Origin of the sequence: Pleomorphomonas carboxyditropha (assembly GCF_002770725.1) — a bacterium.
Taxonomy (GTDB): Bacteria; Pseudomonadota; Alphaproteobacteria; order Rhizobiales; family Pleomorphomonadaceae; genus Pleomorphomonas; species Pleomorphomonas carboxyditropha.
This window is the reverse complement of the sequence record NZ_NQVN01000007.1, coordinates 96,034-117,974: the sequence shown is the minus strand read 5'-3', so window position 1 is coordinate 117,974 and position 21,941 is coordinate 96,034. Positions and strand designations below refer to the sequence as shown.

The 21,941-nt window shown below is 65.7% G+C and carries 22 protein-coding genes and 2 pseudogenes; 16 read left to right on the top strand and 8 right to left on the bottom strand.

The features are described from left to right. Window positions 1–561 carry a Smr/MutS family protein gene (locus CJ014_RS12735; protein WP_100080850.1) on the top strand — a complete coding sequence of 187 codons (561 nt, stop codon included), beginning with the start codon at window positions 1–3 and terminating at the stop codon, window positions 559–561. Window positions 562–606: 45 nt separating this feature from the next. After that, window positions 607–960: a helix-turn-helix domain-containing protein gene (locus CJ014_RS12730; RefSeq protein ID WP_100080849.1), complete on the top strand. Its 354-nt coding sequence runs from the start codon at window positions 607–609 to the stop codon at window positions 958–960. 11 nt (window positions 961–971) lie between these two features. Here CJ014_RS12730 and CJ014_RS12725 read toward each other — a convergent pair whose 3' ends face one another. Further along, window positions 972–2,141: an alpha/beta hydrolase gene (locus tag CJ014_RS12725; RefSeq protein ID WP_100080848.1), complete on the bottom strand. Its 1,170-nt coding sequence runs from the start codon at window positions 2,139–2,141 to the stop codon at window positions 972–974. A gap of 169 nt (window positions 2,142–2,310) precedes the next feature. On the opposite strand from CJ014_RS12725, the gene CJ014_RS12720 reads away from it, so the two are divergent. Beyond that, complete coding sequence (locus CJ014_RS12720) at window positions 2,311–3,684, top strand: glutamine synthetase family protein (protein WP_100080940.1); 1,374 nt, start codon at window positions 2,311–2,313, stop codon at window positions 3,682–3,684. A gap of 52 nt (window positions 3,685–3,736) precedes the next feature. On the opposite strand, the gene ppk2 is transcribed toward CJ014_RS12720, so the two are convergent. After that, window positions 3,737–4,693 (bottom strand): polyphosphate kinase 2, encoded by a 957-nt coding sequence (gene ppk2, locus CJ014_RS12715; RefSeq protein WP_100080939.1) that lies wholly within the window; start codon window positions 4,691–4,693, stop codon window positions 3,737–3,739. A 156-nt stretch (window positions 4,694–4,849) separates the two neighbouring features. On the opposite strand from ppk2, the gene CJ014_RS12710 reads away from it, so the two are divergent. The 11 genes and pseudogenes from CJ014_RS12710 to cysK all read left to right on the top strand — a co-directional run bounded on the left by CJ014_RS12710 (window position 4,850) and on the right by cysK (window position 15,531). After that, window positions 4,850–6,229: an ATP-binding protein gene (locus CJ014_RS12710; RefSeq protein ID WP_245427294.1), complete on the top strand. Its 1,380-nt coding sequence runs from the start codon at window positions 4,850–4,852 to the stop codon at window positions 6,227–6,229. A gap of 163 nt (window positions 6,230–6,392) precedes the next feature. Next, on the top strand, window positions 6,393–7,427 hold the full coding sequence (locus tag CJ014_RS12705; protein WP_100080846.1) for a substrate-binding domain-containing protein: 1,035 nt from the start codon (window positions 6,393–6,395) through the stop codon (window positions 7,425–7,427). A gap of 94 nt (window positions 7,428–7,521) precedes the next feature. Beyond that, window positions 7,522–8,979: a phosphate ABC transporter permease subunit PstC gene (gene pstC / locus CJ014_RS12700; protein WP_100080845.1), complete on the top strand. Its 1,458-nt coding sequence runs from the start codon at window positions 7,522–7,524 to the stop codon at window positions 8,977–8,979. Further along, a pseudogene (locus tag CJ014_RS28385) lies at window positions 8,976–9,452 on the top strand (DUF3333 domain-containing protein); the annotation flags it as partial. The gene pstC and the pseudogene CJ014_RS28385, both read left to right, overlap by 4 nt. 114 nt (window positions 9,453–9,566) lie before the next feature. Next, window positions 9,567–10,313, top strand: a pseudogene (gene pstA / locus CJ014_RS28380) (phosphate ABC transporter permease PstA); the annotation flags it as partial. Between the two features lie 22 nt (window positions 10,314–10,335). After that, window positions 10,336–11,154, top strand: a complete 819-nt coding sequence (gene pstB, locus CJ014_RS12690) for a phosphate ABC transporter ATP-binding protein PstB (protein ID WP_100080843.1) — start codon at window positions 10,336–10,338, stop codon at window positions 11,152–11,154. A gap of 22 nt (window positions 11,155–11,176) precedes the next feature. Then, entirely contained in the window at window positions 11,177–11,884 is a 708-nt protein-coding gene (gene phoU / locus CJ014_RS12685; RefSeq protein ID WP_100080842.1) for a phosphate signaling complex protein PhoU, read from the top strand. A 23-nt stretch (window positions 11,885–11,907) separates the two neighbouring features. Next, window positions 11,908–12,603 carry a phosphate regulon transcriptional regulator PhoB gene (gene phoB / locus CJ014_RS12680; RefSeq protein WP_100080841.1) on the top strand — a complete coding sequence of 232 codons (696 nt, stop codon included), beginning with the start codon at window positions 11,908–11,910 and terminating at the stop codon, window positions 12,601–12,603. A 112-nt stretch (window positions 12,604–12,715) separates the two neighbouring features. Beyond that, window positions 12,716–13,921: a bifunctional phosphopantothenoylcysteine decarboxylase/phosphopantothenate--cysteine ligase CoaBC gene (gene coaBC / locus CJ014_RS12675; RefSeq protein WP_100080840.1), complete on the top strand. Its 1,206-nt coding sequence runs from the start codon at window positions 12,716–12,718 to the stop codon at window positions 13,919–13,921. A 46-nt stretch (window positions 13,922–13,967) separates the two neighbouring features. Further along, window positions 13,968–14,414: a dUTP diphosphatase gene (dut, locus tag CJ014_RS12670; protein WP_100080839.1), complete on the top strand. Its 447-nt coding sequence runs from the start codon at window positions 13,968–13,970 to the stop codon at window positions 14,412–14,414. Window positions 14,415–14,565: 151 nt separating this feature from the next. After that, window positions 14,566–15,531 carry a cysteine synthase A gene (gene cysK, locus CJ014_RS12665; protein WP_100080838.1) on the top strand — a complete coding sequence of 322 codons (966 nt, stop codon included), beginning with the start codon at window positions 14,566–14,568 and terminating at the stop codon, window positions 15,529–15,531. Here cysK and CJ014_RS12660 read toward each other — a convergent pair. The 6 genes from CJ014_RS12660 to CJ014_RS12635 form a co-directional block, all read right to left on the bottom strand. Further along, window positions 15,495–16,061, bottom strand: a complete 567-nt coding sequence (locus tag CJ014_RS12660) for an NUDIX hydrolase (protein WP_207765740.1) — start codon at window positions 16,059–16,061, stop codon at window positions 15,495–15,497. The two genes, cysK and CJ014_RS12660, sit on opposite strands and share 37 nt — an antisense overlap. Window positions 16,062–16,181: 120 nt before the next feature. Then, window positions 16,182–16,901 (bottom strand): DNA polymerase III subunit epsilon, encoded by a 720-nt coding sequence (gene dnaQ, locus CJ014_RS12655; protein WP_100080837.1) that lies wholly within the window; start codon window positions 16,899–16,901, stop codon window positions 16,182–16,184. Between the two features lie 67 nt (window positions 16,902–16,968). Further along, a complete protein-coding gene (coaE, locus tag CJ014_RS12650; RefSeq protein ID WP_100080836.1) occupies window positions 16,969–17,550 on the bottom strand; it encodes a dephospho-CoA kinase in 582 nt (193 codons plus the stop codon). Beyond that, a complete protein-coding gene (locus CJ014_RS12645; protein ID WP_100080835.1) occupies window positions 17,547–18,365 on the bottom strand; it encodes a shikimate dehydrogenase in 819 nt (272 codons plus the stop codon). Before CJ014_RS12645 ends, coaE begins: the two co-directional genes overlap by 4 nt. Beyond that, window positions 18,362–18,949, bottom strand: a complete 588-nt coding sequence (locus tag CJ014_RS12640; protein ID WP_100080834.1) for a Maf family protein — start codon at window positions 18,947–18,949, stop codon at window positions 18,362–18,364. Before CJ014_RS12640 ends, CJ014_RS12645 begins: the two co-directional genes overlap by 4 nt. 3 nt (window positions 18,950–18,952) lie before the next feature. Further along, window positions 18,953–19,810, bottom strand: a complete 858-nt coding sequence (locus CJ014_RS12635; RefSeq protein ID WP_100080833.1) for a pyruvate, water dikinase regulatory protein — start codon at window positions 19,808–19,810, stop codon at window positions 18,953–18,955. Between the two features lie 538 nt (window positions 19,811–20,348). Between CJ014_RS12635 and hemE the strand changes: the two genes are divergently transcribed. Together hemE and hemJ are read left to right on the top strand one after the other, a co-directional pair. Then, a complete protein-coding gene (gene hemE, locus CJ014_RS12630) occupies window positions 20,349–21,392 on the top strand; it encodes a uroporphyrinogen decarboxylase (protein ID WP_100080938.1) in 1,044 nt (347 codons plus the stop codon). Beyond that, a complete protein-coding gene (gene hemJ / locus CJ014_RS12625; RefSeq protein WP_100080832.1) occupies window positions 21,392–21,826 on the top strand; it encodes a protoporphyrinogen oxidase HemJ in 435 nt (144 codons plus the stop codon). The genes hemE and hemJ overlap by 1 nt, the downstream gene beginning before the upstream one ends. The last annotated feature ends 115 nt before the right edge of the window (window positions 21,827–21,941 follow it).

Genomic DNA, 21,941 nt, shown 5'->3' with positions numbered 1-21,941 from the left:
ATGTCCCGCCGCAAAGGCCGGCCGCTCGCTCCCGAGGAGGAAGAACTCTGGCGGGCGGTGCGGAAGACCGTGACGCCGCTGCGGCCCGAAAAGATCGTTGCGCCGCCACCGGCGATCGCCGCCGCCGAGCCCGAGACGCAGCGGCCGCTCGTCCACCTGCCGCCGGCCGCCCCGCCTCAGCCAACCGCCAAGCCGGCCCTGCCGAAGCTGCATCCCTTCGGCAAGCGGGAGCGGCAGGCCGTCAATCGCGGCCGCACCGCCATCGACGGCCGGCTCGACCTGCATGGCTACCGGCAGGACGAAGCCCATGCCCGGCTTTCGGGCTTTCTCTCCCATGCGCAGAGCATGGGCTGGAAAGTGGTGCTGGTCATCACCGGCAAGGGGCGGCCCGGCGGGGATTTCCAGAGCCTGCACGATCACGAGCGTGGCGTGCTGAAGCGCGTCGTGCCACTCTGGTTGAGCCTGCCGGAATTCCGGCGGGTCGTGCTCGGCTACGAGGACGCCGGGCCGGTGCATGGCGGCGGCGGCGCGCTCTATGTGCGCATCCGCAAGAGGAAGTAGCCCCGAGAGCGAAAGTCGCGATCCGTCGGGCCGGAAAGGAAAAGGATGACGCCGTTCGGCGCCCGCCTGCGCGAAATCCGCGAGGCGCGCGGCATGACCCTGAAGTCGATGGCGGCGGCGATCGGCGTCTCGCCGGCCTATCTGTCGGCGCTCGAGCACGGCCGGCGCGGCCGGCCGACCTGGGATCTTCTGCAACGGATCATCGGCCATCTCAACATCATCTGGGACGAAGCCGAGGAACTCGAGCGGCTGGCCGATCTGTCGCATCCGCGCGTCGTCATCGATACCGAGGGCCTGTCTCCCAAGGCGACCGAGCTCGCCAACCGCCTTGCCGAACGGATCGGCAGCCTCGACGAGGGGACGCTCGACCGGCTGATCGACCTCGTTGGAAAACGCTGATCGGTTGGATATCAGCCGCCGACCGCCCGGATCGGCAGCGTCAGGAGATAGGCCGGCAGCGTTATCACGGCGCCGGCCGTGTTGCCGACGAGACTGCCGAGCGAATCGCCCAGGCCACGCGTCGTTTCCGAGAGGCTGCCGCGCCCCGTTGCCAGCTGGTCGCCGCGCCTGAGGCGTTCGCCAAGCCGGCTGACGAAGTCGGGCAGGACGACGGCGAACTTGTTGTGGGCGAGCGAATCGGTGGCCGCGGTGGCGGAGATGTCGATGACGATCACACCAAGGTCGGCGATGGCTTCCTTGTCTTCCGTGTAGGCGCCGAGGCGCGGCTTTTCGCCGGCGATCAGGCCGGACAGCCAAAGCGCCTGGTCGTCCGACGACGAGAACAGCACGAAGGGATATTTCGGCCGGCCGATCACCCGCATCTCCGCCTTGAACACGTCGACGTCGATGTCGGGCGCCGCCAGCACCACCGTGCGAAGCTTGCCGTTGAAATCGCCATGGCCGGCGATCTTGGCCTGGCGTAGCGCCTCGATGGTCGCCCAGTTCCCCATGGAATGGGCGAAGACGAAGAGGTCCTCGACCCCGCTCTCGGAAGCGATGCGCAGCAGATCTTCCAGGCCATCGCGGGCGATGGTGGCGCTGTCGCGGTCGTAGACGTAGTCGAACACCGAGCCGCGCGACGCCCAGGTGAACAGCACCGTCACGCCGTCGAAGCCGGTGTCGTGGACGATCTGGGTGGCGCGGAACACCGCCTCGTCGAAATCATTGTTGAAGCCGTGGACGATCACCGCCACCGCGCGCCGTCCCTTGGGCAGGGCGGCGACCCTGGCTCTCAGGCGCGCCCTGAAGGCGTCGGCGCCATCGACATAGGCGAGCGAACGGGCCACGAACTGTTTCGTGGGATCGCCGGGCAGCGGCGACGGCCATTCGATATCGCCGGTGGTGTGGTTTGGCGGCACCGAGATCGACAGGTCGGCAAAGTCGAGTCCGGTCGACCGTTCGCCATTGAACATCGCCGGCCCGGTCTTCGCCCGTTCGCGCGTCGCCGCCACCAGGAGTTCGTGCTCGGTCGCGCCCGGCGCCGCCACTGTCGTCACTTCGAGCGCGCCGCCGTCGGGGCGGGAGCCGGCGCAGGCGGCGAGCAAAAGCAGCGGAAAGAGAAGGGCGAAACGGAAACGCATGGCGACCCGGTGGCAAGGGTGGCCTCCGTTCTAGCCGAGCGAGGGCAGTCAGGCCAAGCCCCAACCTCGCCATGCTGGACAACGGGCGGCGGGAAATGCCATGACGGCGGGGATTTCATTCCGTCGCCCGCGGTTCGCGCCGGGCGCCGACATGCCGGGACCGTTATCCATGTCCGCCGTCAAGATCGCCGATGTCGCGGAGGCCGAGGCCTTCCTGGCCGCCAATCCCGACGTCGTCCAGTTCGAGTGCTTCCTGACCGATTGCTCGGGCGTGCAGCGCGGCAAGCTGCTGCGCCGCTCCGAACTGCTCGGCGCCTACCGCACGGGGCGGCCGCTGCCCTGTTCGGTGCTGTCGCTCGACATCAAGGGGGCCGACGTCGAGGAAACGGGCCTGCTGTGGGAAATGGGCGATGCCGACCGCCTATGCCGGCCGGTCGCGGGCACGCTCGTTCGCTCATCCTGGCGGCAGGTGCCGACCGCCCAGTTCCTCCTCACCTCCTTCGAGGGCGACGGATCGGGCTCGGCCAGCGATCCTCGCCACGCGCTCGCCCGCGTGGTCGACGCGGCGCAGGCCCTCGGGTTCCGGCCGGCCGCCGCCGTCGAGCTGGAATTCTACCTCATCGACGGCCGGGCGGCGGCCGAGGGCAGGGTGACGCCGCCGACGGCGCCGAACGGCTTCCGTCCGACCGACCTCCAGGCCTATCTCGTGCAGGATCTTGGCGACTTTTCCAGCTTCCTGGAGGCGGTCTATGCCGCCGCCGAAGCGGCAGGCCTGCCGGCCCGCACGCTGATCTCGGAATATTCTCCTGGCCAGTTCGAGATCGTGCTGGAACACCGCGACGACGCGCTGCGGGCGGCCGACGACGCCATCCTGTGGAAGCGCCTCGTCAAGGGCGTGGCCGAGCGGCACGGCTTCGTCGCCACCTTCATGGCCAAGCCCTATGCGGCGTTCGCCGGCTCCGGCGCCCATTTCCATGTCAGCCTGTGCGACGAGGCCGGCAACAATCTCTTCGCGAGCCGCGAGCCCGAGGGCAATGCGCTTCTCCGCCACGCCATCGCCGGCCTCGAAGCCACCATGGCCGAGAGCATGGCGATCTTCGCGCCCAACGCCAACAGCTACCGCCGCTTCAAGCCCAATTCCTACGCGCCGCTCGGCCCGGCCTGGGGAACCGACAACCGCTCGGTGCCGATCCGCGTCACCGGCGGTCCGCCGGCAACGCGCCACCTCGAACAGCGCGTCGCCGGCGCCGATGCCAATCCCTACCTGGCGCTCGCCGCGGTCATCGCCGGCATGCTGGAGGGCATCGAGGAAAGGCGCGAACCGTCGGAGCCGATCGTCGGCAACGGCTATGCCCAAGTAGAGGCGTCGCTGCCGCGCTTCTGGCCGGAGGCGCTGAGGCGGGCGCGCGCTTCCGACTTCCTGAAACGGCGGCTCGGCGCGCGCTTCACCGACATTTACCTCACCATCAAGGAAGCGGAGTGCGACCGTTTCTTCGCCGAGGTCAGCGACCGCGACATTCACTGGTATCTGAGGCTGGCCTGAGCCGAGCTCCAGAATGCCAAGGGGCCGCTTTCGGCGACCCCCGGCATTAGCTTCAGTCCTTGTTCTTGCCGTTCTTGATCTTCAGGAACTTCGGCCCCTTGCCGAGGATCTTGTCGTCGATCTCGCCGATGGCGGCCAGGTTCTTGCGGTCGTAGTCGAGCTTCGACAGCAGGTAGCGGATGGCGTTGAGACGGGCCCGCTTCTTGTCGTTGGAGCGAACGACGATCCAGGGGCTGAGGTCGGAATGGCTGGCCTTCAGCATTTGGTCGCGGGCGGCGGTATACTGGTCCCACATGCCGAGCGCCTTGAGGTCGACCGGCGACAGCTTCCAGATGCGCAGGGGATCGTGACGGCGGTCGTGGAAACGCTTCAGTTGCATCTCGCGGCCGATGTCGAGCCAGATCTTGATCAGCACGATACCGTCGTGGATCAGCAGGCGCTCGAAATGCGGCACTTCCTCGAGGAAGAGCTTCGCCTCCTCGGCCGTGCAGAAGCCCATCACCGGCTCGACAACGGCGCGGTTGTACCAGGAGCGGTCGAAGAAGACGATTTCGCCGCGGGTCGGCAATTCCTTGACGTAACGCTGAAAATACCACTGGCCCCGCTCGACGTCGGACGGCTTGGCCAGCGCCACGTGACGGGCCGAGCGCGGGTTCATGTATTCGAGGAAGGTTGAGATGGTGCCGCCCTTGCCGGCGGCGTCGCGCCCTTCCAGCAGCAGGACGATGCGCTGGCCGGTGTCGTTGGCCCACTTCTGCAGCTTGACCAGCTCGATCTGCAATACGCGCAGTTCTTCGAGATAGGCCTTCTCCTTCAGGCTCTCCTTGTAGGGATAACCGCCGGAGGCAAGGGCCTCCATCTCGATTTCCTCGGGCAGATAGGGATTGTCGAGGTCGAAGGTCGTCTTGCCGAGCGTGATCGGCGGCGCGTCGGGCGCCTGCGTCGCCAGCACGGCGGCGCCCTCGCGGGCGGCGATCAGCTCGACGCTCGATACGAAGCGACGCGTCATGTCGTTCGTCGATTTGTCTTTCTTTCCCATCGGCTTTCCCCCAGACTCGACGCATCCGCAATCGTCGCGGGCACAGCGACCCGCGCTACAAGCGTCACAAAAGACGTTTATCAATATGACAGACTCCGCGTTTTCGCTTAAGGACAAATGAACGCCATGAGCCCCATGCCGGATAGGCCGGAGAACAACGACGCGTTGCGGGAGGCACGCGGGCCGCTTGGCGAGGCCCTCGCCGAAGGGCGCTTGCAGACGGTGCTCGTCGCAGCGGTCGTCTTCTGGGTGGTCATGCTGTTCGCCGCCGACCTTCCGCCGGCCGTGGCCTTGGCCGGGTTTCTCGCCACCGGGGCGGCCGCTCTCACCGTTCTGCCGGCCGGAAGGGCAGTGGCGCCGAAGCCGGCCGACCGGCTGCCGGCCCGCCGCTGGCCGGACACCGGCATGAAGCTGGTGCTCGACGGCATGGAGGAGCCGGCCTTTCTCACCGATGCCGAGGGCACGCTGCGCTACCAGAACGCCGCCGCCGCCGCCGAATTCGGCACGGCCCGTATCGGCGACCCGCTGGCCTTCCGGCTGCGCGTGCCGGAAATCCTCGATGCGGTCCAGCGCGCCGGCCGCGGCGAAAACCTGCTGCCGGTGCGCTTCGTCGAGCGAGGTGCCAGCGAGCGGCATTTCGTCGTCCGTTGCGCGCCGCTGCGCCTGCCGCGCCCCGAGCCGCGCCAACGGCCGGATTTCGTGTTGCTGCGCTTCCGGGACGAGAGCGAAGCCGTTCGGCTCGACCGCATGCGCAGCGACTTCATCGCCAACGCCAGCCATGAACTCCGGACACCGCTCGCCTCGCTCACCGGCTTCATCGAGACGCTGCTCGGTCCGGCCCGGCGCGACGAAGCCAATCGCGAGCGCTTCCTGGCCATCATGCTGGAACAGGCCCGGCGCATGGGCCGGCTGATCGACGACCTGATGTCGCTGTCGCGGCTCGAGATGAAAGCGCACGTTCGCCCGACCGGCGCCGTCGATCTCGCCGAGATATTGCCATCGGTCGCCGACATGCTGACCCCCGTCGCGGCCACGCGCGACGCGACGGTCATCATGGAAGGCGACCTGACCGCCGCCCCTGTTGCCGGCGACCGCGACGAACTGACGCAGGTGCTGACCAACCTCGTCGAGAACGCCGTCAAATACGGCCGCGACGGCGGCCGCATCACACTGACGCTCGCAGAGGAAACCGGTGACGATGGCCGCCCCGGCTTCCGTGCCAGCGTCGCCGACGACGGCCCCGGCATCGCGGCCGAGCATCTGCCGCGCCTGACCGAACGCTTCTACCGGGTGGACGCGGCGCGAAGCCGCGAGCAGCGCGGTACCGGCCTCGGCCTCGCCATCGTCAAGCATATCGTCAATCGCCACCAGGGGCGCCTTGTCATCCGCTCGGAAGTGGGTACGGGCACGACCGTCAACATCTGGCTGCCCCGCCGGCCCGACCTCGCGGATGCCGAGATGACGAAAGAAGCGGAGCCCGCTGTCGCCGAGCGGCTGGAAATTTGATTTCCCATTTGTTTTCAGCATATTATATTGTCACAATATTGTAGCCCAATCGTCATAGAAGGGTAGTGCCAGGCCGCTAGGGTCCGCGGCTGTGACGGGTACGAGACGGCCAATGGGCTAGGGGCTCCGACCCTCACGATCCTAAACCATTAGGAGTGCTCCCGTGAAATTCTCCACCGCTGCCAGCGCCATCGTGCTCGGCCTTTCCGCCACCGGCACGGCCGCCCTCGCCGCCGAGCAGATCCACATCGCCGGCTCGTCCACCGTCCTGCCTTATGCGACCATCGTCGCCGAGGCCTTCGCCGAGGCCAATCCGAACTTCAAGGCGCCGATCGTCGAAGGCGGCGGCACCGGTGCCGGCCTCAAGGAATTCTGCAAGGGCGTCGGCGACGACACCATCGACATCGCCGACGCTTCCCGGCCGATCAAGGCCGAAGAGCTCGACGCCTGCAAGGCGGCCGGCGTGACCGAGGTGCAGGAAATCCGCATCGGCTACGACGGCATCGTCTTCGCCTCCGACATCAAGGGCCCGGACTTCGCCTACGAGCCGGCCGACTGGTTCAACGCCATCGGCGCCCAGGTGCTGAAGGACGGCCAGCTGGTCGACAATCCCAACGCCAAGTGGTCGGACGTCAAGGCCGGCTTCCCGGACTGGGACATCGCCGCCTATATCCCCGGTGAAAAGCACGGCACGCGCGAAGTGTTCGAGCTCAACGTTCTCCTCGCCGGCTGCAAGGCCACCAAGGCCTACGACGCCTTCATCGCCTCGGGTCTCGCCAAGGCCGACGCCGAGAAGGCCTGCGCCAAGGTGCGCAAGGACGGCAAGGCCGTCGACATCGACGGCGAGTACAACGAGACGCTCGCCCGCATCGACTCGAACAAGACCGGTATCGGCGTGTTCGGCCTCGCCTTCTACGAGAACAACAAGGACAAGCTGAAGGTTGCCACCATGAGCGGCATCTCGCCGTCGGTGGAAACCATCGCCAAGGGCGAATATCCGGTGTCGCGTCCGCTGTTCTTCTACGTGAAGAAGGCGCATCTCGGCGTCGTCCCGGGCCTCAAGGACTATGTCGAGTTCTTCCTGGCCGACCAGATGATCGGCCCGCGTTCGCCGTCCGTCGCCAAGGGCCTCGTCCCGGCGCCGAAGAGCGAGCGCGAGCAGGTGCTCGCCGACTTCCAGGCCGGCAAGACCCTCTGATCGATCGCAACAACTATTAGAGGAAGGGCCTCTTACCGGGGGCCCTTCCTTCTTGCACCGCCACGATGGGCGGACGAAACCTCGGGGAGGCCGCATGGGTCCGCTCTGGCTGCTCGCGCTGATCGCGGGACTTTCGTTCTTCGGCTTCGTACTGGGGCACTGGAAGTCAGTCGTCCTCTCCGGCAAGGGGCGCGACGCGCTCGCCGCCCGACCCGGCTACTATGGCGCCTATGTGCTGATCTGGACGGCAATTCCGGCGCTTCTCATCCTCGTCGTGCTGTCGGTCGCCCGGCCGTTCCTTGTCGAGCACACCGTACGCGTCAATCTTCCCGAGCAGGTGCTGGCCAATCCCACACAGCTGTCGCTGGAGATTTCCGGCGTGCGGCAGGTCGCAACGGGACTGAAGCTCGCGACCCACGAAGAACTCGAGGACATTCGAATCGGCGTCGTGGCGGCACGTTCGGTGTTCGCGCGCCACGGATTGCCGCTCGGCGAAGACGTGAAGCCTTACCAGCTGATAGCCGCCAGCGCGCTGAATGTCGTTTCGGACGGTCTCAATACCGCCGTCGACATAGCCGTTGTCGCTGCCCTCGCCTTCGGACTGATTTTCGCCTTCGTGCGGGTCAAGCCGAGGCTCAGGGCCCGCAATCTCGTCGAGAGCACCATTCTGGCGATCCTGATTGGGGCCTCCTCGGTGGCCATCCTCACCACCGTCGGCATCGTCCTCAGCCTGCTGTTCCAGGCCCTGCAATTCTTCTCGGTGGTATCGCCGATCAATTTCTACTTCGGCACCGTCTGGGATCCGCGTTTCGCGGCCGCTGGTTCGACCGAGAGCGGCCAGTTCGGCTTCCTGCCGCTTTTCTGGGGCACGATCTACATTTCCTTCTTCGCCATGCTGGTGGCCGTGCCGATCGGTCTGTTTTCGGCCGTCTACATGGCTGAATACGCGACCTCGAAGGTGCGTTCGATCGCCAAGCCGCTGATCGAAATCCTGGCCGGCGTTCCGACCATCGTCTACGGCTTCTTCGCCCTGACGACCGTAGGGCCGCTCATTCGCGACTTTATCGCCTTGCCGCTCGGCCTCGGCACCTCCGGCAACAATGTGCTCACCGCCGGCCTGGTGATGGGCATCATGATCATTCCCTATGTTTCCTCGCTTTCCGACGACATCATCACCGCCGTGCCTCGCTCGCTCCGCGACGGCTCGCTGGCGCTCGGGGCGACGCGTTCGGAGACGATGCGTCAAGTGATCCTGCCGGCGGCGCTGCCGGGCGTGGTCGGCGCGGTGCTGCTTGCCGTGTCGCGCGCCATCGGCGAGACGATGATCGTCGTGCTGGCCGCCGGCGTCGCCGCCCGCGCCTCACTCAATCCCTTCGAAGAAATGACCACCATTACCGTGAAGATCGTCAATCAGCTGACCGGCGATCTCGAATTCACCAGCCCGCAGACGCTGGTCGCCTTCGCGCTGGGCATCACGCTTTTCGTCATCACGCTCGGCCTCAACGTGCTGGCGCTGACCATCGTCCGCAAGTATCGGGAGCAGTACGAATGACCGAAGCCGCCTCCCGCCTTCCCGTTTCACGGCTCGGCGGTCCGGAAGTCCGGGCCATCTCCAGGATCGATATCGGTCTTCGTCGCCGCTATGCCGCCGAACGGCGCTTCCGTGCCTATGGCCTTGCGGCGGTTACCATCGCCCTCTGCTTTCTTCTCGCGCTGTTCGGCTCGATCGTCGGCAAGGGCTATACCGCCTTCCAGCAGACGCGCATCGCGATGATGGTCGACTTCGACGCGAGCATCATCGCGCCGGACGGCGATCGTTCGCCGGCCGCTGTCCTGTCCGGCAACGCCTTTCGCTTCGACGATCTGATCGCGGCGTCGCTCCAGAAGACCCTGGAGCTCGACCCCGATGATGAGGACGGCCTCTACGACGGTCTCGACCTGCTTTCCAAGGGGTCGGCGCCGATGTTGAGGTCGATGATCGCCAAGGATCCTTCGCTGATCGGCACGAAGAGAAGCGTCGATTTCTACGCCACCGGCGATGTCGACTCCTTCGTCAAGGGCACGATCCGGGCCGATATTCCGGAAAGCCAGCGTCTCATCAAGGACAAGCACATCGCGCTTATCGACAAGCTGGAGAAAGACGGGGCTCTGCATCTCGCCTTCAACACCGGCCTGTTCACCAACGGCGCCTCCACACGTCCGGAGATGGCCGGCGTCGGCGTCGCACTCGTCGGTTCGCTCTACATGATGCTGGTGGTGCTGGTGCTTTCGCTGCCGCTTGGCGTCGCCGGATCGATCTATCTCGAGGAATTCGCGCCCAAGAATCGCTGGACCGATCTGATCGAGGTCAACATCAACAACCTGGCCGCCGTGCCGTCGATCGTCTACGGTCTGCTCGGCCTCGCGGTATTCATCAATTTCGCCCACCTGCCGCGCTCGGCGAGCCTGGTCGGCGGCCTGGTGCTGACGCTGACCACACTGCCGACCATCATCATCGCCACGCGCGCCGCGCTGAAAGCGGTGCCGCCGTCGATCCGCGAGGCCGGCCTCGGAGTCGGCGCCTCGAAGATGCAGACCGTCTTTCATCATGTGCTGCCGCTCGCCATGCCGGGCGTGCTCACGGGGACCATCATCGGCCTGGCCCACGCCCTCGGCGAAACGGCGCCTCTCTTGATGATCGGCATGAAGGCCTTCATCGTCGAATATCCGACGACGCCGCTCGACCCGGCGACGGCACTGCCCACCCAGATCTACATGTGGGCCACCGAGCCCGAGCGCGCCTTCACCGAGCGCACCTCGGCGGCGATCATCGTGTTGCTCGCCTTCCTGCTCGCCATGAACAGCCTCGCCATTATTCTCCGCCGCGCCTTCGAGCGCCGCTGGTAACCCGTCTTCCCGGAGTTTCGCCATGTCCGCAGTCCAGGCCGTGACGCCTTTCGAAACCATCCGCACCCCCGATGCGGCCAGCCGGCCGGTCAAGATCCACACGGTGGCCGTCAAGGTGACCTACGGTCAGAAGGAGGCTCTGCACGGGGTTTCCATCGACATTCCCGAGAAGGCGGTCACCGCCTTCATCGGCCCGTCGGGCTGCGGCAAGTCGACCTTCCTGCGCTGCATCAACCGCATGAACGACACCATCGCCGGTGCGCGCGTCGAGGGCACCATCAAGCTCGACGATCAGAACATCTACGATCCGGACCTCGACGTGGTCGAGCTCAGGGCGCGCGTCGGCATGGTGTTCCAGAAGCCCAATCCGTTCCCGAAGTCGATCTTCGACAACGTCGCCTACGGGCCGCGCATCCATGGGCTCGCCCGCTCGAAGGCCGATCTCGAGGAGATCGTCGTCACCTCGCTGCAGAAGGCTTCGCTTTTCAACGAAGTGAAGGATCGCCTCAACGAGCCGGGAACCGGCCTTTCCGGCGGTCAGCAGCAGAGACTCTGCATTGCCCGCGCCATCGCCGTGTCGCCGGAGGTGATCCTGATGGACGAGCCCTGTTCGGCGCTCGACCCGATCGCCACCGCCAAGGTGGAGGAACTGATCGACGAGCTCCGGGCCAATTTCACGATCGTCATCGTGACGCACTCGATGCAGCAGGCGGCGCGCGTGTCGCAACGCACCGCCTTTTTCCATCTCGGGCATCTGATCGAAGAGGGCCCCACCGACCACGTCTTCACCAATCCGCTCGAACAGCGGACGCAGGACTACATCACGGGCCGCTTCGGCTGACCGGAAATGGCAGGAGACTTCCATGGAACATACTGTTTCCGCTTATGACGACGACCTCAAGGCGATCGCCCGCATGGTTACCGAGATCGGCGGCCTCGCCGAGCGCGCGGTCGGCGATGCGGTGGAAGCGCTGACCCGCCTCGACACCGGCCTCGCCCAGCGGGTGATCACCGGCGACAAGGAGCTCGACCGGCTGCAGCGCGAAATCGAGGACAAGGCGATCCTGGTGATCGCCCGGCGCCAGCCGATGGCCAGCGACCTCAGGGAAATCGTCGGCGCCATGCGCATCGCCAACGATATCGAGCGCGTCGGCGATCTCGCCAAGAATATCGCCAAGCGCGTTGTCGCCATCAATGGCGTCTTCCCGCACAAGCAGCTCATCACCGGCGTCGAGCATCTCTGCGAGATCGCCCTGCAGCAGCTCAAGAAGGTGCTCGACGCCTATGCCAGCCAGGACGACCAGGCCGCCAATGCCGTCCGCTTGCGCGATGACGAGATCGATGCGCTCTATACGTCGCTGTTCCGCGAGCTCCTCACCTACATGATGGAGGACCCGCGCAACCTGACGTTCTGCATTCACCTGCTGTTCTGCGCCAAGAACATCGAGCGGATCGGCGATCACGCGACCAACATTGCGGAATCGGTGCATTATGTGGTGACGGGCCGGTCCTACGAGGACGAGCGGCCGAAGGCCGACGCCTCGATCGACAGCACCGTCGCCGGATCCTGAGCTACCGGGAGCGGAAAACGACCATGGCCAAGGTGATGATCGTCGAGGACGAAGAGGCGGTATCGCTGATGCTGCGCTACAATCTCGAAGCCGAAGGCTTCGAGGTGGAGCAGGCTTTTCGTGGCGACGAAGCCGACATCCGCCTCAAGGAGATCACTCCCGATCTGCTGCTGCTCGACTGGATGCTGCCGGGCCTCTCGGGTATCGAATTGTGCCGCCGCCTCAGGGCGCGGCCGGAGACCGAGCGGCTGCCGGTGATCATGCTGACGGCGCGGGGCGAGGAATCGGAGCGGGTGCGCGGTCTCGCCACCGGCGCCGACGACTATGTGGTGAAGCCCTTCTCGGTTCCCGAGCTGATCGCCCGCGTCAAGGCGATGCTGAGGCGCGCCAAGCCGGAAGCGGTGTCCAGCCTTCTGACCGCCGGCGATATCGAGCTCGACCGGGAGACGCGGCGTGTCCGCCGCTCGGCACGCGAAATCCATCTCGGACCGACGGAATTCCGCCTGCTGGAATTCCTGATGCAGTCACCGGGGCGGGTGTTCTCGCGTGAACAGCTGCTCAACGGCGTCTGGGGTCACGACGTCTACGTCGACGAGCGCACCGTCGACGTCCACGTCGGCCGTCTCCGGAAATCGATCAACCGTGGCCGCGTCCGTGACCCGATCCGCACGGTGCGCGGCTCCGGCTATTCCTTCGACGAAAAATTCGCGGCCGGCTGAGCGTTTTATTTTTGCCGCCCAGCCGCCGTTGCCCTTCCGGCCCCAAGCTCCGCTGGACCTTCTGCGCCGCGATGGTCTAGGTTCCCTCCGGTTATGCAAGAGAGGGCCTGACATGCTCGCGGGCAAGCGCATTCTGATCGTCATCGGCGGCGGCATCGCCGCCTACAAGGTGCTCGAGGTCATCCGGCGCCTGAAGGAGCGCGGCGCCGAGGTGCGAGTGATCCTGACGCGGGCGGGCAGGGAATTCGTGACGCCGATGACGGTGGGGGGGCTTTCCGGCGAGAAGGTGTTCAGCGACCTGTTCGATCCCACCGAAGAGCAGGATATCGGCCATATCGTTCTCTCCCGCGACACCGACCTGATCTTGGTGGCGCCCGCCACCGCCAATCTTATCGCCCGCATGGCGAACGGCATTGCCGACGAGCTCGCCACGGCGAGCCTCTTGGCCGCCGCCGCGCCGATCATCGCCTGCCCGGCCATGAACCAGCGCATGTGGGCGCATCCGGCAACGCAACGCAACGCCGCGCAGCTTGCCGCCGACGGCGTCCGCTTCATCGGGCCGGCCGAGGGGCGGATGGCCGAGCGGGGCGAAGCCGGCGTCGGCCGTCTTTCCGAGCCGATGGACATCGTTGCCGGCGTGGAGGCCTTCTTCGCCGCGGCAACGCAGCCAAAGCCGCTTGCCGGCCGCCACGTGCTCGTCACCTCCGGCCCGACCATCGAGCCGATCGACCCGGTGCGTTTCATCACCAACCGCTCCTCCGGCAAGCAGGGACACGCCGTGGCCGCCGCCGCCGCCCGCGCCGGCGCGCGCGTGACGCTCGTGTCCGGCCCGGTTTCGATCCCCGACCCGAAAGGCGTCGACGTGGTCCGCGTCGAAACGGCGCAGGAGATGCACGCGGCGGTGTTCGCCGCCCTGCCGGCCGACGTCGCGGTGATGGCCGCCGCCGTTTCCGACTGGCGGCCGGCCGAGGTGGCGCGCGAGAAGATCAAGAAGGCGGCCGGCGATCCGCCGCCGCTCGCCTTCGTCGAAAACCCCGACATCCTGGCAACGCTCGGCCACGACGGACGGCGGCCGCAGGTGGTGGTTGGATTCGCCGCCGAAACGGCAAACGTCGAGGCGAACGCCGCCCGTAAGCTTGCCGCCAAAGGTGCCGACTATATCGTCGCCAACGACGTCTCGCTGCAGGGCGGCGTGTTCGGCGGCGATCGCAACAGCGTGCGCGTCCTCTCGGCCGCCGGCATCGACGTTTGGCCGACGCTTGCCAAGGACGAGGTCGCCGAACGGCTGATCGCCCTGATCGCCGAGCGACTCGGCTGATTTTTCGATTCGAACCCGCAACGAACCAGCTTTTCGAGGTTTCCCGATGATCGACGTCGCCCTTCTGCGCCTGCCGCATGCCCACGACTTGCCGCTGCCGGCCTACCAGAGCGAGGACGCCGCCGGCCTCGATCTCGTCGCGGCGGTCGAAGAGCCGCTGACGTTGCCGCCGCTCGGCCGCGCGCTGGTGCCGACCGGTCTCGCCATGGCGCTGCCACCCGGCTATGAGGCGCAGGTGCGGCCGCGCTCGGGGCTTGCCGCCAAACATGGCGTCACCGTCCTCAATTCGCCGGGGACCATCGACGCCGACTATCGCGGCGAGGTGAAGGTGATCCTGGTCAACCTTTCCGATACGCCGTTCACCGTCGGTCGGGGCGAGCGCATCGCGCAGATGGTGATCGCGCCGGTCAGCCGTGCCCGGCTCGTCGAAACGGAGGCGCTCGACGCCACCATCCGGGGAGCCGGCGGCTTCGGATCGACGGGGCGCTCCTGAAAGGAGAGCAATTCGTTCTCTTATATAGCTTTTTTATGGGATCATTTTCCAATCCGATCGCCCGTTGCGACCTCGGTTGACTGGTGGCGTTCTGCGGCAACCGATAGAATGGCGCCAATTCCACAGGACCCCGCACCAACGAGGACTTCCCATGAGCGATCTTTCCCGCCGCGGTCGCGGCAAGATCTACGCGTCCATCACCGATACCATCGGCGACACGCCGCTTGTCCGCTTCGACAAGCTCGCCAAGGAGAACGGCGTCAAGGCGACCATTCTCGGCAAGCTGGAGTTCTTCAATCCGATCGCCTCGGTCAAGGACCGCATCGGCGTGGCGATGATCGAGGCATTGGAAGCGCAAGGGAAGATCAAGCCCGGCGAATCCACCCTGATCGAGCCGACCTCGGGCAATACCGGCATCGCGCTCGCCTTCGTCGCCGCCGCCAAGGGCTACCGGCTCATTCTGGTGATGCCGGAATCGATGTCCATCGAGCGGCGCAAGATGCTGAAGCTGCTCGGCGCCGAGCTCGAGCTGACCGAGGCGGCCAAGGGCATGAAGGGCGCCATCGCCAAGGCCAGCGAGTTGGCTGCCACCATTCCCGGTGCCGTCATCCCGCAGCAGTTCGAAAATCCGGCCAACCCCGAAGTGCACCGCGTCAGCACGGCCGAGGAGATCTGGAACGATACCGAAGGCAAGGTCGACATTTTCGTCGCCGGCATTGGTACCGGCGGCACGATTACCGGTGTCGGCCGCGTGCTGAAGGAGCGCAAGCCCGACGTGAAGGTGGTTGCCGTCGAGCCGACCGAGAGCCCGGTGCTGTCGGGCGGCAATCCCGGACCGCACAAGATCCAGGGCATCGGCGCCGGTTTCGTGCCCGCCGTTCTCGACACCAAGGTCTATGATGAAATCCTGCCGGTGCCGTCGGAAGAGGCGCTGGCAACCGCCCGCCAGGCGGCAAAGCTCGAAGGCGTGCCGGTGGGCATCTCTTCGGGAGCGGCGCTGGCGGCGGCGATCAAGCTCGGCCAGCGGCTGGAGAACGCCGGCAAGACCATCGTGGTGATCGTGCCGTCCTTTGCCGAGCGCTATTTGTCGACGGCGTTGTTCGAGGGGCTCGCCTGATCGATATCCGGCTCGCCGGACGTCGCGGACGCATTCTCGGCGGCCGGTGCCTTTAAGGTGCCGGCCGCTTTCCTTTTGGCGAGGTCGACGAAGAAGGCGAGGATAATGTCGCCGACGCCGGCGTCCGACACCAGCGCGGCGGCGTCGACCGGATTGAAGAAGCGCACTTCGCGCTGCCCCTTCTCCTGCCAGTCGTCGAGCTGCTTTTCCACGGCCAGCGGAAAGACGTCGACCAGCACCTTTTCCTGGCGCTTGGGGAATTGCTTGACGTAGGTGAAGCGGCCGACGGGCTTCGGTTCGGCGCTGCCGATCAGGCCCGCTTCCTCCATCGCCTCGGTTTCCGCGCTCTCGTGCCGCTTGAGACCCTTGATCGGCCAGCCCTTGGGCAATATCCAGCGGCCACTGTCGCGGGTAGTGATCATCACCACCTCGTAGCCATGCGCCGTCAGACGATAGGGCAGGGCGGCAACCTGCCGGAATTTCTCGAGCGTCGCCTTGGCCACTGCCGGTCCCTTCGGAGACTTGATCACCAAGCGCCTCCCGATGTCTGAGCAGAGGGGACGAGCGCCGAGCGCTCTATGACATAATTTGCCGGCTAAGAACACCCCGATTGGGCCACCTGGCAGAATCCCGGATTCTACGCGCGAAATTCAGCCGGTTTCCGCCCGCTCGCCGTCGTCGACATAGATGTTCCACAACGCTTTTTCGCCGATCTTGGCGATGAAGGCGGCGTGCGCCTCCACCTCGGCGGCCGTGATACGCGGCGGCAGCGGCACGGGGCGCGGCCGCAGGGCGACGCGGCCGCCCGTCTCTCCCGCCGACGTCGCCTGGACCGATACGCTGAGGTCGAGACCAGCCTGCCGCCCGCCCGTCAGCTCCAGATAAACCTCGGCCAGAAGTTCGGCGTCGAGCAAAGCGCCATGCTTGACGCGCTTCGACCGATCGATGCCGTACCGGTTACAGAGCGCATCGAGGCTGGCCGGCGAGCCGGGATGCTTGCGGCGCGCCATCATCAGCGTATCGATGACGCGCTCGGCGCCGAAAGTGGTGCGGCCCGACGCCTTCAGTTCGAAATTGATGAAGCCCATGTCGAAGCTGGCGTTGTGGGCAACCAGATGGGCATCGCCGACGAAGGCGACGAAGGCGTCTGCTATATCGTCGAAGCGCGGTTTGTCGGCCAGGAACTCGTCGGACAATCCGTGGACGTCGAAGGCTTCCTTGGGCACCGACCGTCCGGGATTGATATAGACGTGGAAATTGCGGCCGGTCGGGAAGCGGTTGACCACTTCGACGCAGCCGATCTCGACGAGGCGGTCTCCGGTCTTGGGATCGAGGCCAGTGGTTTCGGTATCGAAGACGATTTCGCGCATGGCCGAATCCTGCCCGCCGGCGACGAGGATTTCAAGGAAATCCGGTCGGCTTGTCCCCGGCAATCGGTCAAGAAAGCAGTTGACGCAAAAATGCGGCGACCGCCGCCTCGGCCGCCGCCAGACCGTCGCCGGAGGGCACGACGAAGTCGGCACGCGCCCTTTTGTCCGCGTCGGGCATCTGCCGGGCAAGCAGCGCCTCGAACTTTTCCGCCGTCATGCCCGGACGGGCGAGCACCCGCGACCGCTGCACGTCGGCCGGCGCCGACACCACCACCACCTTGTCGACGTCGCCGTCGCGGCCGGTTTCCAACAGGAGAGGAATGTCGAGCACAACGGCCGGTGCGCCGGCGGCGCGAGCTTTTTGCAGAAAATCGGCCTCGGCCCGCCGCACCGCCGGGTGGACGATGGCTTCCAATCGGCCGAAAGCCTCAGAATCGGCCGAAAGCCGGTTGGCGAGTTTGGCGCGATCCACCCGGTCTTCCCGCGTCGTTCCCGGAAAAGCCGCCTCGATGTCGGCGGCGAGCGGGCCGTCATAAAGAGCATGCACGGTCGCGTCGGCGTCGAACACCGGCAGACCCGCCTGCCGGAACAGATCGGCGGTGGTGGTCTTGCCCATGCCGATCGAGCCGGTGAGGCCGATGACGATCACAGGTCGGCCTCGATCAGCGCGCGCAGCTCGGGCGTCACGACCGGCCGGCGGCCGAACCAGCGGGCAAATCCGGGCACCGCCTGGTGAAGCAGCATGCCGAGACCGTCGACGGTTCGAAGACCGCGCGCGGCGGCGGCATTAAGGAACGGCGTGACGAGCGGCACGTAGACGATGTCGCTGACCACCGCGCCGTCTGGCACAACGGTCATATCGAGATCGACGGCGCCGTCGCCCTTCATGCCGAGCGAGGTGGTGTTGACGATAAAATCGGCCGTTGCCGCGTATCGATTCGCCGCCGAAAGGACATCGGCGGACGCCCGGCCAGGATAGCGTCCGGCCAATGATTCGGCCCGCGACAGCGTGCGATTGACGAGCCGCACCATAAAGCCGCGTTCGACAAGGGCGTCTACCACCGCGGCGGCGGCGCCGCCGGCGCCGAGCACCAGCGCCTCGCCGGATGCCTTGTCCCAGCCGGGGGCCTGCTGGTCGAGATTGGCGAGGAAGCCGGTGCCGTCGGTGTTATCGGCGCACAGCGCATCATCCTCGATCCAGAGCGTATTGGCGGCGCCGATCCGTTCCACGATCGGCTCGCGATGAGCGGCGGCACGGGCAGCAACTTCCTTGTAGGGAATGGTGACGTTGCCGCCGGCAAGACCGCTATCGGCGAAGCGGGCGAAAAAACCATCGATGCGTTCGGGATCGATCGCCGCCCGGCCATAGTCGCCGTCGATGGCAAACTCCTTCAGCCAGTGACCGTGAATCAGCGGCGAGCGCGACTGGCTCACCGGCCAACCGATGACGGCGGCGCGGATCATTGTTCAACCACCCTTTCCTCCCGCAGGAATTCGAGCAGCGGCAACAAAGGCAGGCCAAGAATGGTGAAATGGTTGCCTTCGACGGCCGAAAAGAGCTGCACGCCGTAACCTTCGAGCTGGTAGGCGCCGACCGAGCCCAGGGCCGCTTCGCCGACCACGGCGAGGTAGTGGCTGATGAAGCGCGCCGACAACGGCCGCATCGTCAACTTCGCATTGTCGACGGCGCGATGGAGGACTTCGCCGTTTCGGGCCAACGACAGGGCGGAATGGAGCTCATGGGTGCGGCCGGACAGGCGGGCGAGCTGCCGGCCGGCCTCCTCGCGGTCGCGTGGCTTGTGGAAACGCTCGTCGCCGAGCGACAGCGTCTGATCGGCGCCGATGACGAGGTCGCCCGGCCGGCGCAACGAGACCTCGACCGCCTTGACGTCGGCAAGGGCCTGCGCCACGTCGGCGGCGGCAAGGCCGACGAGATCCTCCTCGATGAGACGCTCGTCGATATCGGCCGGGATCCGCTTGAATATGAGACCGGCACCGGTCAGGAGGGCGGCGCGGGCGGCGCTCGCCGAGGCGAGGACAAGGCTCATCTTTCAACCGGCGTCGGAAAAGGGATCGAGCATCTTGCCGTAACGATGCTGATCCCAAAGGGCGAGAATGGCGGCAGCGGTTTCCTCGATCGACCGGCGGGTGACGTCGATCATCGGCCAGCCGTGCTCGGTACAGAGGCGCTTGGAATAGAGAATCTCCTGAGCGATCGATGCCTTGTCGACATAGGTCGAATTCTGGTTCTGATCGGCCAACGCCAACAGGCGATTCTGGCGGACATGCATGATGCGCTCGGCGGTGGCGATCAGACAGACGACCAGGGGCCGTCGGGCGGCGACGACCTTGTCGGCAATCGGGATGCCGGGCACCAGCGGCACATTGGCGGTGCGGATGCCGCGATTGGCGAGATAGATCGAGGTCGGCGTCTTCGAGGTGCGGCTGATGCCGATCAGGATGACGTCGGTTTCCTCGATGTCGTCGGGTAGGGCACCGTCGTCGTGGGCCAGCGTGAAGTTCAGCGCGTCGATGCGCTTGAAATAGTCGGCGTCCATGGCGTGCTGGGCACCGGCCTTGCCGATGGCCTGCACCTTGAAAAAGGAGCGGAACACGTCGAACACCGGCCGCAAGACGTCGATGCAGGGAATGGCCGCCGCCTGGCAGGCCTCCTCGAGCCGGATGGCGAGATCCTGCTGCACCAGGGTATAGAGCACGATGCCGGGCGCCGCCTCGATATCGGCGATGACACGCTCGATATGCCGCACCGAGCGGACCAGCGGGTAGATATGCTCGATCGCCACCATCGATTCATATTGAGCGGTGGCCGCCCGGCCAACGGCGAGCAACGTCTCGCCGGTGGAATCGGAGACGAGATGGATATGGAAATAGGTCTGGCCCCGCTTCATGGCCGGCGTGCTCCGAGAGAACGGCGAGCCAGCATCTCAGATGGCGCCGTGCTTGGCGAGTTCTTTTTCGCCAATTTCGATCAATGACTTGGCTGCTTTCGCCGAGCGACAATCCACAGAGGAGCACGCGCCGCTTGGACGAACGTGGAGAAAGAGAGCGGCGACGCGGGCGCCGGACCGACCCCTGTGGGTAAGCCATCAGACCATCAACAGGGCAGGCGAATGGGCATGGTCGCGGCGGCGTCTGTGGGTGCTGTGCAAAAGCGAAGCTGGCGCTTAACGGTTCATTAACTCTTCGGCGGTCATCCCCATTAACCATTCGTTAAGAATTGCGGCGTTCCGCCATCGGTTAAAGTTTTCCACAAAAGCCACAGGGCAGCGGTCCGAACGGTGTCCTCTCGGGCATGCGGGGAGGTCTCACATGGTTCCGATTGTGGAGGGGAGACAATCCCTGCTATCCCTCGGCAATAAGAAAAAGAAAATCTCTTCAAATAGGATTCTTGACTTGGAAACGGCGGACGGCGCGACCACGACGAAGATGGACAAGGCGGCTCGGAAACGTCGCCTTGTCAGGGTGCTCGACGGTGAACGGCTGTGGCCGCCGCCGGTCTGGATGATGCGTCAGGCCGGACGCTACCTTCCCGAATATCGGGCGACGAGAGTCCAGGCCGGTTCCTTCCTCGATCTCTGCTACGCGCCGGCTCTCGCCACGGAAGTGACGTTGCAGCCGATCCGCCGCTTCGGTTTCGACGCGGCGATCCTGTTCTCCGATATCCTGGTGGTGCCGCAGGCCCTCGGCCAGAAGGTCTGGTTCGTCGAAGGCGAGGGCCCGAGGCTCGAGCCGGTCGATCCCGCTCGTCCTGTCCTTGAACCGGATCGCCTGCTCTCGCGGCTTGAGCCGGTCATCGAGACGGTATCACGCATCCGTGCCGAGCTTGCCGAGGAGACGGCGCTGCTCGGCTTCTGCGGCGCGCCCTGGACGCTTCTTACCTACATGATTGCCGGCCGTGGCACGCCCGATCAGATGCCGGCGCGGCGAGCGGCCCTCGTCGATCCAAGTGGCGTCGACCGGCTGGTCGATATTCTTGTGAAGGCTTCGATCGAATATCTTGCCGCTCAGTTGCGGGCAGGCGCCGATGCGGTCCAGATCTTCGATACCTGGGCCGGCGGGCTGGACGATGCCGGCTTCCGGCGTTTGGTGATCGAGCCGACCAGACGGATCGTCGAGGGCCTCCGTGCGCGGGTGCCCGGTGCCCGGGTGATCGGCTTTCCGAAAGGGGCTGGCGGTCATCTCCCGGCTTTCGTGCGCGAAACCGGCGTCGATGCCGTCGGCGTCGATTGGCAGGCCTCGCTCGATTTCGTGCGGGACGCCGTGCAGCCGCTGGTCGCCGTGCAGGGTAACCTCGATCCGCTGCATCTCGTCGCCGGCGGTGAGATGCTCGACGCGGCCGTCGATCGAATCCTCGACCGGTTGGGCGGGGGAAGGCTGATCTTCAACCTCGGTCACGGCATTACGCCGGATGGCTCGATCGACAACGTGGCGCGCATGCTGGCGCGGGTGCGCGGCGCTGGGGAACGATGATGGGCCTTGGCTATGATTGGATCAAGATCGGCCATCTGTTCTCGGTGATCGCCTGGATGGCCGGCATCTTCTATCTGCCGCGCCTTTTCGTTTATCACGCCGATTCGGAGATCGGTTCGGTGCAGTCGGAAACCTTCAAGGTGATGGAACGCCGGCTGTTCAAAGGCATCATGCGGCCGGCCATGTACGGCACCTGGGGCTTCGGTCTGTGGCTGGGAGTGAAGGGCGGCTGGTTTTCCACGTCGTCCTGGCTTTGGCTGAAACTCCTTCTGGTGCTTGGCCTCACGGTCTATCACTACCAGCTCGACACTTGGCGGAAGGCTTTCGAGCGGGATGCCAATCATCATGCCGCGCGCTTCTTCCGGATGATGAACGAACTGCCGACCCTCATCCTGTTCGCCGTCCTGGTGCTGGTGGTGCTGAAGCCGTTCTGAGAGCAAGGCAAGGGTAGCCTCTCGTCTTGCCGCATCAAGCAGAACAGGGTATAGCGAAACCTGTCCCTCGCTTCGCGGGCAGGCATCTTCCGGACGGCAGGTTCGGAAAGTTTCC